Raw genomic sequence first — 14,232 nt, forward strand, 5'->3', positions numbered from 1 at the left:
TAGAAAGGGAGCATCATCTTTTTAGTTGATTTTACACTACTTTTGACCCATCACTTGTCCTAGTGCAGTAGTAACGTGTTTATCTTCTCTACTCATTTGTTCAATCGCTTCTTCTATCGCTGTTTCGGCATTTATATATATTCGATAAATGGTGTCATTGATTTTACCTGTAAATTCATAACAAAGCACTTCTTCGCCTGATTCTCCTTTAATAACCGCTAATCGCTCCACTTCAACGGCCATTTTCGGATGAAGTACTTTTCGAGCGTCCGCTGAACTAATTTTTGGCTCTGGTAATTTCCGCTCTTTTTGATGCTCTTGTACATATTCTCTCGATTGCATACTCAATAAATCACCATTATCTAGCGCCATCTCAACGACAATTTTTTCTGGATACAATAGCACACCATTTTGCGATCCTACATAAGTAAACGTACCACTATTCGAAAACTTATCGTAACTAATAGCTTTCATATTTTTAAATTCCAATTTTTCTAATAGTTTATCCGCAGCATTTTTGACTTCTTCAAGCTGAAGTTTTTCCTCTTTCACTTCTCGATCATTCATATAAAACAATAAATGACCGCCTTGTCTGGCAAATTGAGCTCGTACGTATTTTTTTTCGTCAGATGTAGCGTAAGTGACAACATAACTAGCGTACTCACTATCTACACCATTTTCTTCTATTTTTATTTTACTTTTATCCCAGCCAAACATATCTACCGCTTTACTTTTCACTTCTTCCGGCGATACATAATGATCACTTAGTGCTTTAAAGCTTTTTTGCTCATACATACTCATTACGGAAGGACCCCAATCTAGTTCAGGATACTCACCAATTTTTTTATCAATATCAAGCAACCCATCTACGACCAAATTTCCTTGTGCTGCATCTTCTTTGGCAATCGCCATTTCAATATCCATCCAACGCAAGTTGTTATCCAACACTTCTTGCTGCATTTTCGACAAATCTTGTGATATTTCTTGCGATTTTTCATGTAACGTCTGTAGCGTTTTGAATTCTTGATCTGTTAAAGGTTGTTTTAACAAATCTCTTACGGATGCCTTATAAGCAAAATTAGAGATCCGTGATAAAAACTGCTCCGCATCACTAAACGGCAAATAACTAAGTGGCAACTGACTTACTTCTGTTTGTGCTTCACCAGACAAGCGCCACACGTTAACTAACGCTTTCCTTTGGTGACCATTGGAAGACGTATGAACGGCTAATGTTTCCCCCAACTGTTTATTTAATTTTCCCATATGAAATGTCAAATCGTTAAATGCACGCTGATATTGATTTTCTGCTTTAATTAAAACCGCTTGTTTTGCTTGATATTGCTGTACTCCCCAAAAAATAAACCCCACTAACAGTAACAACGTAATCGGAAACATCACTGCACTTATTCGCTTATACATAAACTAAAGCCCCTTTCGTTAACAAACCTGATCTTAGTTTGCTTGAACGAATGGGGCTTTATACATTTTCGCCAAAAAAGGAAAACAAAGTTTTTTTATTATGTCGGACTATACTCCTCCATGTGCAAGTCTTCCGTATTATCACATATACATTGTTTAAAACCAGTATCAATGGTTTGATCAATCCGGCGACCACGCAAAATATACTTTTCTCCACACAAATTGCAACGAATCATTACCTTTGTTCTAAATACATCCACCAACCGCTTCATATCCTCCTCTATTAAGATGTCAGTTATGAAGCATTATTAACTATTTTTTCAATAATTAACCTCATCTTCTTTGATATAAAGTTTAAATGGAGAGCGAGCATGCGCACGTTCCATTTTCCGCAACCCCCATATCCAAATGAAGATCATGAATGGAAGAAGATACCATATCCAAGTAGCAGGTAATGAAAGTAATATTAAATCATACGTACCATGTAATAAAACCGGTACACTGATTGATATGAACAAGTAGTATTTTCTTCGCTTTGAGAACTTTGCCTTCCCTAAATAATAACCCATTAATATGCCAAAAATAGCATGTCCAGCTACTGGGAGCAGCGCCCTAGTAAACATCATCGAAAATGACACTGGTGTAAATATGGCATATAAAATATTTTCCATCGTAGCAAATCCGAGTGAAATAGCAGCAGCATACAGTATGCCATCGTACGGCTCGTCAAATTCTACATGGTTAAAAATAAAATGATATAATATAAACCATTTGAAAAATTCTTCCACGCCCGCGGATTCAATATATGATACAATCCAAGGCAGGTCTGCAGCCCATAGCTGAAGCCCACGCTGAATAACCATAATCGGTATCAAAATAATAATACCCATCACAAACATTTTGACAACAATATGAACAGGCTCAGCATCGTACTTGTCTCGTAAATACAAATAGGTTAACAAGGACAAGCCTGGAGCGATAGCTACACTTAGCAATGAAAATAACAGCATAGTTTACCTGCTTTCTCGTAATTAGACTAGGCTGTGTCATAGTAACCATTAAAGTAATTGTAAAAAGAGCAGCTAGTCTATAATATCGACGACTGCTCTTCATCCTCACGGGGTTTCACCTCCTAAAATTTAGAAGGTGAAATGTTGGTTAATCTGCTGTACCGCCTCATCTGCAATAATAATCTTTCCGTACTCTTCCAACATGGCATAAGTTACTGAAGTAGCTTCACCATATTCAGCCAGTAATGCTATAATTGCATGATGGCTATTCAGCTCAATCGAATCAGGCTCAAATACCAAAATCCATTTTTCATTATACGAATATAGACGACCGCTATTTGTTAATCCTGACGATTTGAACTGCTTGCTAACGGAGACGATATCTTCAAAGTCAGCAAATGCGTACATAATAATGTCGCTTTGTTCCATCGTTACTTCCATCTCATATAGCTCTTCATCGAGGTCCTCTTCCAATAATTGATCATCTCGAGATGAACGACCTCTTGTAACGATTACAATCATGCCTTGAGCTGGCATAGCAAACACTTCAACAGCTAGTGGTCCGATCGCTTCGAATCCAAGTTCATTGTATGCTTGTTCCATCATTTCACTGAACAAATCATGCAATTTTGGCGGCTCACGCCACATATCTTCCTTCTGGATCCCCCGTTCCAACAAATCGTCGAATGTCAGAAAAATCCTTATCTTATCCTGACCCAGGCGTTCAATTTTCATGACAGGATCCTCCTTTACAATTACGTAATAATAATAAAATTGCATGATATCGATAAATTGACCTTGATCTTATCATACTATGTAAATACTTTACCATGGATGCTCAGCATATGCACTATTATTAACAAAAAAATAATCGTATATATGGACAAATATTCTTGCATATAAGAATACTGTACACATATACGATTATTGTTCACTTCATCATTTCTATGGAGAGATAAATTATTTCTTCAAACGGCACTTCTTTTTAATGCTGGTGCTTTATTTTGTCATCATTCTCATGATTATTATGCTGTAAATGCATAATTTCATCATTTATTTCACCGGCAAAATGTTTCGTCTTATCCCACATTTCTTTTGCTTCATGCTTTATTTCTGGAATAACTGTCTGCATTTCTTTTTTGAAGTCTTGTCGCTTCATTTTCCGAAACATCTGACTTGACTTTCTGCCAATATTCGTAGCTGTATCCGCCACAGCATCATTGACAGCTTCCACTAACTGCGGTCTCCTGTGAGCAACAACCATTATAGTAGCTGCGCCTAAAACTGCTCCAAGTAACATATTTCCTACCCGCATTTACTACACCTCTTTTCAACGAATTACATACTAAGCATCTGTCAGCATGCATCCTATAGTGTAGCCATTTTTTAAAATTAATGATCATATAATTTAAGGAAATAAGCGATATTTACTCACTATGTTCCAATCCATACCAAAATAACACGATAACTAATAGTACAAATAAAACAAATAACGTATTATAAAAAAGCTTCGTCATTTGTTGCTTACTCGAAGGATGCTTTTTACTTCTAGCTGGCATTTCCTCTGTTGTTTCTATTGCTGAAGTAGCAGCTTCAATAAATTGTTTCTTTATCCTTTTCTTTCTATTGGCTCTGCTGAACTTCTCCTTCCTACTCATGACTTCCTCCTGAATCTAATAATTAATCCCATCACCAAATCAATCAAAAAATGAGCGACAATAGGTGCCCAAATAGAACCAGTATGTTCATAAATAAGCCCTAAGCCATAACTGCTCAAAAATACGATTGCTGTAGGAATCCAATGTTTCAAATATCTAATGTGAATAACAGCAAATACAATACTCGTCCAATATGGACCAATAGCATATTGAATAGCACCTCGAAATAACAACTCTTCGCAAACCGCTACAATAAATGATATAACAATAATGTGCCATACCGGTCGATTTCCAAACATACGATCATTAACTCCACCGTCATCCATCGCTTCGTCCGGCACAAATTTAGAAATGAGGAGATCTAAAATAATAACAATTAAGGCTAATCCCGCACCAAAATATAGGAAATCTAACGTTTTTGGAAAAGAAAATAGCTTGTTTACGTTTTGACGCTGAAATAAAACCCAAACAAAACCGATAATAAAAATAAGTGATTGTGTCATATATAAATTAATAAGCAACATTCGGTCATCCAGCTCATCTACCGTTACTTTTCGAACTCGGATATTGCGAAAGTTAAATTTTTTCATTTCCACCCGCCTATTCTGACATGATCCATCAAACATTATCATTTTACTATTAGATATAGACAATAACAATCAACACGGAGTATTTCCAGACTTTAATATACAGTTCTGGATTAGACATATAGAAGGAGAATCATTATGGAAAAACGTTTAACAACTACTGCAATGTTATTTAGTGTTGGCTTTATTTTTATGATTATATGTGCTGTCGCTGCCTTTTTTTATGGTATGCATATCGGTGCTGAAAAATCGAACGCAAAGTATGCTAGTTTATTGCCTCCGGAGGAAGTCGCGGGGGAAGCGCATAATTATCAGCAACAAGATCTTGTCTCTTTTTATCACACGGTGTACTCTCCTTATCGAGAGTTTGAAAACGAATGGTTAAATGCGACTAACAAATTAGTACAAGGACAATCTTTCGACGAAACCGCTATGTTCAACGGTCTAGCCAAATTAGCCAGCAAAAAAGCTGAAGAAGCTCGATCCGTTAATTTGTCCAAAACGCCATTACTTGGATATGCTCAAACGAATTATATTCGTAGTTTACGAACATTCCATGACGCTGCTGAAAAAGCAGCCAAGTATGCAAAAAACGATGCTGGAGAAAAGTTGCTGCAAGCCATTGAACAAGACAAAATATATAATGAGTCTGTACAGTTGGCATTCACTGCACAACATTATTATTTTACAGCGATGGAGAAATGGGCCGTTTCTTTGGATTCCGATCTACCGCAGCAGTACAAAGCACAAAAACCTTTGAAACTAGATAAATGGAAAACACTCCCACTCACGATCAAAAACAGACTAGTGGCAGAAATATTGAAGGAGCAAAAAACGATACAACCATTTTTACCACAAGATTTAACAAGTCGCATCGACGACTTTATTACAAATGGGCAAGCGGACAAAATGATGCTTACAACTTTTGAACAAATCGTGCAATTGTTAATTGATACAAAAGCCGTTCGTGCTGGAGATTTCATCAACAATAAAATGAAGTATGATGAAAAACAACTTTTACCGCAATTGCCTTATTTTTATCCAGATAATATGTAAATGAACTTGTTCAAAATTCTGACAATATCAGCAATTTTTAAAACTAATTTATGAAGTTTTGTATAATATTTTGTTTTTTCATTGCATTTTCATCTGTAAATACTATAAACTAAAATAGTCTAACATTCGGTGATGAAACTCTCGTCCTGTGCATGTTTAGTGCCAGGAAGAGGGTTTTTCTGTTCATAATTTTAGGGTTTGCCCTTCTAGGCTGGAAAACCCTGTACAGGAGGATTATTATGTTCAAAGTATTAGTATCTGACCCTATTAGCGATCAAGGGATACAGCAATTAACAGAAGCTGCTGATATTACTGTCGTTAAAAAAACCGGTTTAAGCGAAGCAGAACTTATTGAAATTATTGGAGAATTCGATGCTCTATTAGTGCGTAGTCAAACAAAAGTAACAAAACCAATTATGGAAGCTGCTACTAAACTAAAGGTCATTGGACGAGCAGGTGTTGGAGTAGACAACATTGATCTAGAAGCTGCAACACAGCGTGGAATTATTGTCATTAATGCTCCAGACGGAAACACGATTACAACTTGCGAACATGCCTTTGCTATGATGATGGCATTAGCACGTCATATTCCACAAGCTTATGCTAAAACAGTTACTGGTGAATGGGACCGCAAGTCATTCCTCGGAGTTGAACTTCGTCATAAAACACTCGGTGTGCTTGGAATGGGACGTATTGGTAGCGAAGTAGCCAAACGAGCAAAAGCATTCGGTATGAATATACTAGGCTACGATCCTTTTATGACGGAAGAGCGTGCTGCCAAATTAGGCATTACACTTGCTTCAGTCGATGAGATTGTGCAACAAGCAGATTTTATTACTGCTCATGCTCCACTTACTCCAGAAACACGTCATATGGTTAGTCGAGATCAGTTCGCTATTATGAAAAAAGGAATGCGAATTATTAACTGTGCTCGCGGTGGTATTATTGACGAGGTAGCATTGGTTGAAGCAATCGATAATGGCATCGTTGCTGGTGCAGCTTTTGACGTATTCGAGTCAGAGCCACCAAGCCCAGAACATCCATTTTTGTCTCATCCAAAAATTATAGTTACTCCGCATTTGGGAGCGTCAACGATAGAAGCGCAAGAAAATGTTGCGATTGACGTATCGGAACAAATTTTGCATATTTTACGCAATGAACCATTTGCAAATGCTGTTAATATGCCTCCCATTTCAGCAAGTTTACAAAATAAATTGCAGCCTTACTACGATCTAGGTGTCAAACTAGGCAGCTTTATTGCTCAAGCAGCTAGTGGTGCTGTACAAGAAATCGTAGTTAGCTATGCAGGTGATTTGGCTGAAGTAGATACGCAGCCATTAACACGCTATATTGTACGTGGTGTACTTGCTAACCATTTGGGCGAAGATCAAGTTAACGTAGTCAACTCGATGCATCTTGCCAAAATTCGTGATGTAAATATCGTCATCCAAAAGTCACATATTGCCAAAGACTTTACGAACCTACTTACTGTTACATTAAAAACGGCAAAAGAAGAACGTAGCGTAGCAGGAACTTTATTAACAGGATATGGGCCGAGAATTGTCCAAATCGACAAATTTCCAGTAGACGTTGCACCAGTTGGTAATTTGATTTTGATCTCCCATAATGACAAACCTGGTCTTATTGGGAATGTAGGAACTTTGCTAGGCAGTAACAATGTGAATATTGCCACAATGCAAGTTGGACGTAAACTAGCGGGCGGACAAGCAATTATGGTACTTGGTGTAGATAAGCCGACACCGAAAGAAGTATTAAAGCAATTAACCGAAATTGCCGATTTGAATATCGCAAAAGAAATTACACTTGTGTAATGTTTCACGAACAACAATAATATTCGTATCCTTTCAACAAAAATAAGCATCCGCTTGTCGGATGCTTATTTTTTGTTGAATTATGCGATATCATTCAATTTGCGGATTGACTGGTAGCACTATTGTGAAGGCTGTACCTTTTCCGAGAGAACTTGTTACTGTAATTTCACCTTGATGCAAATCAACAAAGCTTTTTACGATCGCAAGTCCTAGCCCTGTCCCCGCCGCTCCTCGTTTACGCGCCTTATCTGCCTTGTAGAACCGTTCAAAAACATATGGCAGGTCTTCTTGAGGAATACCCTGCCCCTCGTCAGCAATGTCAATTTGGACGTAGAATTGGTTGTTTATTTCATACTGCTTTGCTTTGATAACAATTTGCTTATTAGCAGGTGTATGTCGCAGAGCATTATCTAGTAAATTAGTTAATACTTGCTCTAATTTATCTTCATCTGCCTGATAAAGGATCAGCTGATCGGAAACAATCTCCGTCTGCAACTTCACCTCTTGTTCTTTTGCATAAGCCAAAAATTTACGATGTACGCGAGTAATTAAATCACGTAAGTCCATTTGCTCCATATGCATATCGATATGACCAGCTTCTACTTTCGCAATGTCCAAAAAGCCATTTACCAATCTCCCCATCCGTAACGACTCATCATGAATGACTTGCACTAACTCACGACGATCTTCTGGATCAACTACAATCTCATCGAGTAGCGCTTCGCTATACCCTTGTAGCATGGATAATGGTGTACGAATTTCATGAGAGATATTGGCAACAAAGTCTTGACGCAACTTTTCTAACTTATGTTCCTCTGTGACATTTCGGATAACAGCAACTGCTCCTCTAACTTCTTGATTCGTAATTAATGGAGCCATCACAACCGACCAGACAAAACTATGAACATGTACTTTACTTTTCGTATCTTGCCCGGAACTCATCACATCTTGAAACAAATCACGGAGTGGCATAGGTACAGATGTATATCCAGTATCATTTTGCAACGATTGCTCTTGACTGGCAAAATCTAAACTACTCCACTTACTAATAAGTAAATCCGCACTAGGGTTCGTCAATATAACAACACCATCGGCATCAAAAGTAATAACCGAATCCCCCATACTTCGCAATATACTGGCCAAATGTTTTTTCTCATGATTCAAGTCATGGATCAATTTATCCAACTGCTCGGTCATATGATTAAACATATTAGCTAATTGCCCAATCTCGTCAGAAGAACGTATATCCACTCGGCGTGTATAATCACCTTCTGCAATCGAACCCGCTGCATTTTTCAATTGAATAAGCGGCTGTTGCAGTTTGTTGGATAGAAAAAAAGCAAAGAAAGTAGACAACAAAAAACCGATAATGGCTACAACTATAAATAACACCTTTATATGGTGCGAATCATCTGCAAACCATATATCAATATATTGCAATAAAAAAGCGCCCAGAATGATGAGGACGACCGCCACAAGTAGCATGATGGTCGCCCACAACTTTCCAATTACACTATGCCAAAGCAATCGGACCAAATAGTTCCACAGCTTCTTCATCTTACTTTGGTACCTCTAATTTGTAGCCAACGCCCCAAACGGTAGTAATCATCGAAGCAGCTTCGACAGATACTTTGTTAAGCTTTTCACGCAATCGTTTCACATGCGTATCGACTGTGCGCAAATCGCCAAAAAACTCATAATTCCATACATCTTTCAGTAATTCTTCTCTCGAAAAAACTTTATCTGGAGTTACAGCTAAATAGTGTAACAATTCATATTCTTTTGGCGTTAAACTTACTTCCTGACCACCAGCAGTTACTCGATGCGCATCGTGCTCGATAATTAAATGCGGGAATACAATATTGTTACTCGTATTAAGATCTTTTGTTAAAAATGCTGTTGTCGAAGATCTACGAAGAACAGCCTTTACACGGTAAATAACTTCACGCGGGCTAAATGGTTTAACGACATAATCGTCCGCACCAACTTCAAACCCTTGTACGCGATTCATTTCCTCACCTTTTGCTGTCAACATAATTACTGGTGTAGCCTTCACTTGGCGCAATCTTGCACATACTTCAATTCCATCGATACCTGGTAACATGACATCGAGCAATATTAAAGCATAATCAGCATTAGTTGCCATCCGAAGCGCACTTTCACCATCTTCTGCTTCATCAATTACGTAGCCCTCTTTCTCCAAATACATCTTGAGAAGACGTCTAATCCGTTCTTCGTCATCTACAACCAAAATGCGGTTCAAAAAATCTGACATATTCATTGCTCCTCTCAACGTGCAATGTTGCTGTATGCTTTACTAGTTGCACTTGGATTATTGCTTTTTTACACTCCAATCCCTATTATACACCAGCATAGGAATGTAGTCCTGCTATAATCAAGTTTACGCCTACAAGCGTAAATAATACAACTACAAATCCGATAACAGCCAGCCATGCTGACTTGTATCCTTGCCAGCCACGAGACAAGCGGAAATGTAAATATGCACTATAGAATAACCAAGTAACAAGCGCCCATACCTCTTTCGGGTCCCAACCCCAAAATCTGCCCCAAGCAATTTCCGCCCAGATCATCGCAAAGATTAAAGCACCTAACGTAAATATAGGGAAACCAATAGCGATAGCACGGTAACTTATTTCATCCAGATCGTCTGGATCAATTTCAGAAAGAGCAGGATGAATCATTTTTGATATGGATCTACGTGCAATTAAGCGGAATAAGCCGTATAGCAAACTCCCTGTAATAATCGACCAAATAACAGTGTTTAACTTTCTTGCAGCATTGACACCATTCATCCAATCAGGAGCTTCAAGCAACGCATCTTTCATTCCTAAAAACGGCTGTACTTCTACAGTTTGTCCATTAAACGGTTTAACAATAGGCGGCATTGTATAAGTTACAGTTGAGACTTTTGATTCTACATTACCACGAGCATCCACAATTGCTTTTTCTTCAGAAAATGTTGCTTCATAACCCATTCCTTTGAAGGCAAATACAGCAACGATAAATCCAACAACAATAACGATAGCATACAAAGAAAACTCTAACCAAAAATGAGCACGACGAGCTTTTTTACTCTTATCTGTAAAATTTGCCACTCGTAATAAATACATTAAACCGGCAGCAAACCCGATTGCGAAAAATGCTTCGCCTAAAGCAGCCATCGTGACGTGAATTTTTAGCCAGATGCTATTCAAAGCTGGAATTAATGGTTGTATTTCTTGTGGAAAAACCGATGCGTAAGCAACAACAATGATCGCTAGCGGTAATGTAAACATACCGATAACTGTTTTTTTGTATAAAAAGTAAAATACAGTATGAGCAATCATAATAGCCATTGCAAGTGTACTAATAAACTCATACATATTACTTACTGGTATAACGCCACTTCCTGCCCAGCGCAATGAAAAGAAAGCAATATGAGCGACGAGACCAAGTGAGGAAGTAGTAAAAGCTATTTTTCCCCAACGTTTTTCATGTAACAGCGGATCACGATTACTCCATTTTTTTCCCATGACTGCAATACAATAAAAAATAAAAGCAAAACAATATAGAAAAAATGCAACAATAAATATATCGGCACTAAGGTCTATTAAATTCACCCTTGATTCCCTCCGTTATCGAGTAGCTTTGGATCTACTTCAATTCCTGTTTTTTTCAAAGCTCCTGCCACATCTGCTCGCATACCATACCAATTTTTATTCGTATGAGCACCTAATGATAACTTTCCGTCATCAATACGCAACCAGATTCTTCTATGCTGCCAATATGAACCCATAGTCAGACCAAGCATGGAGAAAAATGCTCCCACCCATAAGTATGGAATCGCCTTATCAACACGAACGTTCAATGTTGTTTTCGCCTCTGAAAATTGGACTTTACTCATATCTTCTACTCGAAGTTCTAACTTTTCTGAAATTGGTCCATTTAAAACGTCTTGTGCGAATCTAGCCTTGTCCTTCTGCATTGGGAAATAAATATACGGTTCTCCAGCTTCTGCTAAGCCAGGTCCCTTCATATTAAATACAAAAGCAGGTGCATTAGGTTCCGGAGATAATGTCGTTGGCTCTCCTTTGCTATTCAAACCAAAATCCATGTAGTTCGCTACAATCTCTAATGTGTAAGGACCGATTTGATGCACTAATTCTGCTTCTTTCATTGGCAAATGAAATGATCCATACGATTCACCCGTTTCTTTGTTGAACAATGACGGTTCGACTGCATTCAAACGAGGGTTAAGATCAAAATCAAATTGGTACAACTTTAATCCTTTATATACCAATGGATCGTTAACAATAATCGGATGACGCTTCAATTCTTTTAACACTGGCTCTTCCACAGGATCATTACAATTACTCTCACATGAATATAGCACAGCATCTGTTTGAAATAACTTTGGTCTTGTCGTTCCTTTTAACCGATCAGGCAATTCATCATCTTCATAAAAATCAACCGTAAACTTTTCACTTTTTAAATAGTACGGTGTATCTGTTATATGTACGGTATCTCCATCAGCAACGGTCACGTAACTGTCCATATGCCAACCAGGAATAAATCTAGCCAATATAACGAGCAAAAATAATATCAATCCAATATGATTAATATATGGTCCCCAACGACTAAACCGGTTTTTCTCAGCAAGCATTGCTGTCCCGTCTTTTTCTTTATGGATCTTATATCCTTTTTTCTTTAACGCTTCACCAAAGGTATCTGTCCATTCTTTAGCTGGTTGTTCGATTTGCGCTTGATATACTGTTTTTTGGCGAGTAATAAACTGCAAATGTTTGCGAATTTGCTGCTTACTCAATGCTCTATATAGTGGCAAAACTCGGTCCAAACTACAAACGACGAGCGAAGTACCGATCATCACTAATAAGGTGATAAACCACCAGCTTTCAAATGTGTTGGACAACCCAAGCATATGATATATTTTTCCGGGAAGACCATAGGTTTCTTCATAATACACTTTGGCATTAAAGTTATTAATAAACGATCCTTCTTGCGGATAGATCGTTCCTAACATAGATGCTACAAGCGTAATTAGTATTAAGTAAATAGCAATTTTAACCGATGAAAAAAAGTTCCATATCCGGTCGATAAAATCAGCATTTCGCCTTTGTGAGCGACGCGCTACTCCGTCGTAGCGCATCTCCAGCGGCTCATTCGATGGCTCTGTTTCCTGCAAAGGCTTTCCACAAGATTCACAAAGAACAGTTGCCACCGCATTTTGATGACCGCACTCACATTTAGTATTTTGAAATTTGAGCAAATTGACTACCTCCTACTGTTGCAACAAACGAACTACCCGCTCCTCTATATCCTTTTCTGTCATTGGACCAGAAACAATTTCCATCACATTACCATCGGGTTTTACAAAATAAGTAGTTGGATATTGCCTTACCCCGTACATTTTTTCTGTTTTGCTATCAACATCACGCAAAATGTTATAGGACAAATCCAAGCTTTCGACAAACTTTGTAATGGTAAGCGTGTTTTCACCACGCAAATTAATAGCTGCAATCTCTAACCCTTGATCTTTCCACTTTTGATATTGGCGTTCGAATTCTGGCATCTCTGTAACACATGGTTCGCAAAACGTTCCCCAAAAATTAATGATTAACGGCTTTCCTTTATAATCAGCTAATTGTTTTGACCCGCCCTCAAGTTGCGATAAATTAAAATCTGGAGGTGGTCCTCCTTCCTTCACTCGAACTTTCTTACCATCAGCAAGTGTTGCTCCTATCGAAATACCACCGATAAGTAATGCAGCTACCAATATAACAACTTGTATCAATTTGCGGTTTTTTTTCAAATTCTTTCACCACCAATTCATATATAAGCTTACAATCCAGTATAATTATAACGAAAAGTAGACGGCAAAAACCGCCGCCGCCTACTACTAATTATGAACTTTATGTGTCTTGTTTGCAAACATTAGCAAACTTTCTATTTCAAATTGGTGAAGATGACGAAATTTTCCCCGTCGCAATTGTTGCAGCGTAACATCTCCATACTGGACTCGTTTCAATAACGTTACTTCATGTCCGATTGCCGCAAACATTCTTCTTACTTGACGGTTACGCCCTTCGTAGATCGTAATAGAAATAGTAGCTACTTTCTTCTCTGTATCTACATCATGATATTCTACTCTTGCTGGCGCTGTCATGCCATCTTCTAATTCAACACCATTTGCTAGTTTTTCAAGTAATGTGCCGTGTGGCACTCCCTTGACTGTTGCATGATACGTCTTCGGAACTTGATAGCTAGGATGTGTCAGCATATTTGCAAACTCACCATCATTTGTAAGTAAAAGTAACCCTTCTGTATCATAGTCTAGCCTACCGATAGGATATACTCTTTCTTTGATCCCTGGTAAAAAGTCAAGAATTGTTTTTCTACCTTGCGGATCTTCCAAACTAGTGATAACACCCTTCACTTTATTCATAATAAGGTAAATTTTTTTCTCACTATTAATTTTTTGACCATTCACCGTTATAATATCAACTGCCGGATCAGCCTTTACTCCGAGCTCTTTTACGATTTCGCCATTAACTTGGACTAGTCCGTCTCGAATTAACTGTTCACTTTTCCGTCTAGATGCTATTCCGGCCTGCGCAATAATTTTTTGCAGACGCTCCATGATTTTCACCTC

At 38.0% G+C, this 14,232-nt stretch carries 15 protein-coding genes; 2 read left to right on the top strand and 13 right to left on the bottom strand.

Annotated elements, in window-relative coordinates; translation table 11 throughout:
* Positions 1 to 36: 36 nt before the first annotated feature.
* From ypeB to ACFSTH_RS04480, 7 genes are all read right to left on the bottom strand, one after another.
* The gene (gene ypeB / locus ACFSTH_RS04450; RefSeq protein ID WP_377771709.1) at positions 37 to 1,419 is read right to left on the bottom strand and encodes a germination protein YpeB; all 1,383 of its coding nucleotides are present in this window, start codon (positions 1,417 to 1,419) and stop codon (positions 37 to 39) included.
* A 98-nt stretch (positions 1,420 to 1,517) separates the two neighbouring features.
* Positions 1,518 to 1,691: a hypothetical protein gene (locus tag ACFSTH_RS04455; RefSeq protein WP_377771711.1), complete on the bottom strand. Its 174-nt coding sequence runs from the start codon at positions 1,689 to 1,691 to the stop codon at positions 1,518 to 1,520.
* A gap of 48 nt (positions 1,692 to 1,739) precedes the next feature.
* A complete protein-coding gene (prsW, locus tag ACFSTH_RS04460; RefSeq protein ID WP_377771713.1) occupies positions 1,740 to 2,429 on the bottom strand; it encodes a glutamic-type intramembrane protease PrsW in 690 nt (229 codons plus the stop codon).
* Positions 2,430 to 2,558: 129 nt separating this feature from the next.
* Positions 2,559 to 3,164, bottom strand: coding sequence for a genetic competence negative regulator (locus ACFSTH_RS04465; RefSeq protein ID WP_377771715.1), 606 nt, complete (start codon positions 3,162 to 3,164; stop codon positions 2,559 to 2,561).
* 250 nt (positions 3,165 to 3,414) lie between these two features.
* Entirely contained in the window at positions 3,415 to 3,744 is a 330-nt protein-coding gene (locus ACFSTH_RS04470) for a hypothetical protein (protein WP_377771717.1), read from the bottom strand.
* A 112-nt stretch (positions 3,745 to 3,856) separates the two neighbouring features.
* A complete protein-coding gene (locus ACFSTH_RS04475) occupies positions 3,857 to 4,087 on the bottom strand; it encodes a hypothetical protein (RefSeq protein WP_377771719.1) in 231 nt (76 codons plus the stop codon).
* A complete protein-coding gene (locus ACFSTH_RS04480; protein WP_377771721.1) occupies positions 4,084 to 4,677 on the bottom strand; it encodes a CPBP family intramembrane glutamic endopeptidase in 594 nt (197 codons plus the stop codon). The genes ACFSTH_RS04475 and ACFSTH_RS04480 overlap by 4 nt, the downstream gene beginning before the upstream one ends.
* Before the next feature lie 135 nt (positions 4,678 to 4,812).
* On the opposite strand from ACFSTH_RS04480, the gene ACFSTH_RS04485 reads away from it, so the two are divergent.
* The gene (locus ACFSTH_RS04485; RefSeq protein WP_377771723.1) at positions 4,813 to 5,730 is read left to right on the top strand and encodes a hypothetical protein; all 918 of its coding nucleotides are present in this window, start codon (positions 4,813 to 4,815) and stop codon (positions 5,728 to 5,730) included.
* Positions 5,731 to 5,969: 239 nt separating this feature from the next.
* A complete protein-coding gene (gene serA, locus ACFSTH_RS04490) occupies positions 5,970 to 7,562 on the top strand; it encodes a phosphoglycerate dehydrogenase (RefSeq protein ID WP_377771725.1) in 1,593 nt (530 codons plus the stop codon).
* 90 nt (positions 7,563 to 7,652) lie between these two features.
* Here the strand turns inward: serA and ACFSTH_RS04495 are convergent, their stop codons facing one another.
* The 6 genes from ACFSTH_RS04495 to ACFSTH_RS04520 all read right to left on the bottom strand — a co-directional run bounded on the left by ACFSTH_RS04495 (position 7,653) and on the right by ACFSTH_RS04520 (position 14,220).
* Complete coding sequence (locus tag ACFSTH_RS04495; protein ID WP_377771727.1) at positions 7,653 to 9,119, bottom strand: HAMP domain-containing sensor histidine kinase; 1,467 nt, start codon at positions 9,117 to 9,119, stop codon at positions 7,653 to 7,655.
* Between the two features lies 1 nt (position 9,120).
* A complete protein-coding gene (locus ACFSTH_RS04500) occupies positions 9,121 to 9,837 on the bottom strand; it encodes a response regulator transcription factor (RefSeq protein WP_377771729.1) in 717 nt (238 codons plus the stop codon).
* An 85-nt stretch (positions 9,838 to 9,922) separates the two neighbouring features.
* The gene (gene ccsA / locus ACFSTH_RS04505) at positions 9,923 to 11,182 is read right to left on the bottom strand and encodes a cytochrome c biogenesis protein CcsA (RefSeq protein ID WP_377771731.1); all 1,260 of its coding nucleotides are present in this window, start codon (positions 11,180 to 11,182) and stop codon (positions 9,923 to 9,925) included.
* Positions 11,179 to 12,849, bottom strand: a complete 1,671-nt coding sequence (gene resB, locus ACFSTH_RS04510) for a cytochrome c biogenesis protein ResB (protein ID WP_377771733.1) — start codon at positions 12,847 to 12,849, stop codon at positions 11,179 to 11,181. Before resB ends, ccsA begins: the two co-directional genes overlap by 4 nt.
* A 12-nt stretch (positions 12,850 to 12,861) precedes the next feature.
* Positions 12,862 to 13,392, bottom strand: coding sequence for a redoxin domain-containing protein (locus ACFSTH_RS04515; protein ID WP_377771735.1), 531 nt, complete (start codon positions 13,390 to 13,392; stop codon positions 12,862 to 12,864).
* Positions 13,393 to 13,479: 87 nt separating this feature from the next.
* Positions 13,480 to 14,220: a pseudouridine synthase gene (locus tag ACFSTH_RS04520; RefSeq protein ID WP_377771737.1), complete on the bottom strand. Its 741-nt coding sequence runs from the start codon at positions 14,218 to 14,220 to the stop codon at positions 13,480 to 13,482.
* Between the last annotated feature and the right edge of the window lie 12 nt (positions 14,221 to 14,232).

The sequence above is a fragment of the Paenibacillus yanchengensis genome (assembly GCF_042684845.1).
GTDB classification, from domain to species: Bacteria; Bacillota; Bacilli; order Paenibacillales; family Paenibacillaceae; genus Pristimantibacillus; species Pristimantibacillus yanchengensis.

Bases quoted from the DNA above. Each gene is read 5' to 3' on its own strand.
- ypeB (WP_377771709.1), bottom strand. From the start codon at position 1,419: ATGTATAAGCGAATAAGTGCAGTGATGTTTCCGATTACGTTGTTACTG.
- ACFSTH_RS04455 (WP_377771711.1), bottom strand. From the start codon at position 1,691: ATGAAGCGGTTGGTGGATGTATTTAGAACAAAGGTAATGATTCGTTGC.
- prsW (WP_377771713.1), bottom strand. From the start codon at position 2,429: ATGCTGTTATTTTCATTGCTAAGTGTAGCTATCGCTCCAGGCTTGTCC.
- ACFSTH_RS04465 (WP_377771715.1), bottom strand. From the start codon at position 3,164: ATGAAAATTGAACGCCTGGGTCAGGATAAGATAAGGATTTTTCTGACA.
- ACFSTH_RS04470 (WP_377771717.1), bottom strand. From the start codon at position 3,744: ATGCGGGTAGGAAATATGTTACTTGGAGCAGTTTTAGGCGCAGCTACT.
- ACFSTH_RS04475 (WP_377771719.1), bottom strand. From the start codon at position 4,087: ATGAGTAGGAAGGAGAAGTTCAGCAGAGCCAATAGAAAGAAAAGGATA.
- ACFSTH_RS04480 (WP_377771721.1), bottom strand. From the start codon at position 4,677: ATGAAAAAATTTAACTTTCGCAATATCCGAGTTCGAAAAGTAACGGTA.
- ACFSTH_RS04485 (WP_377771723.1), top strand. From the start codon at position 4,813: ATGGAAAAACGTTTAACAACTACTGCAATGTTATTTAGTGTTGGCTTT.
- serA (WP_377771725.1), top strand. From the start codon at position 5,970: ATGTTCAAAGTATTAGTATCTGACCCTATTAGCGATCAAGGGATACAG.
- ACFSTH_RS04495 (WP_377771727.1), bottom strand. From the start codon at position 9,119: ATGAAGAAGCTGTGGAACTATTTGGTCCGATTGCTTTGGCATAGTGTA.
- ACFSTH_RS04500 (WP_377771729.1), bottom strand. From the start codon at position 9,837: ATGTCAGATTTTTTGAACCGCATTTTGGTTGTAGATGACGAAGAACGG.
- ACFSTH_RS04520 (WP_377771737.1), bottom strand. From the start codon at position 14,220: ATGGAGCGTCTGCAAAAAATTATTGCGCAGGCCGGAATAGCATCTAGA.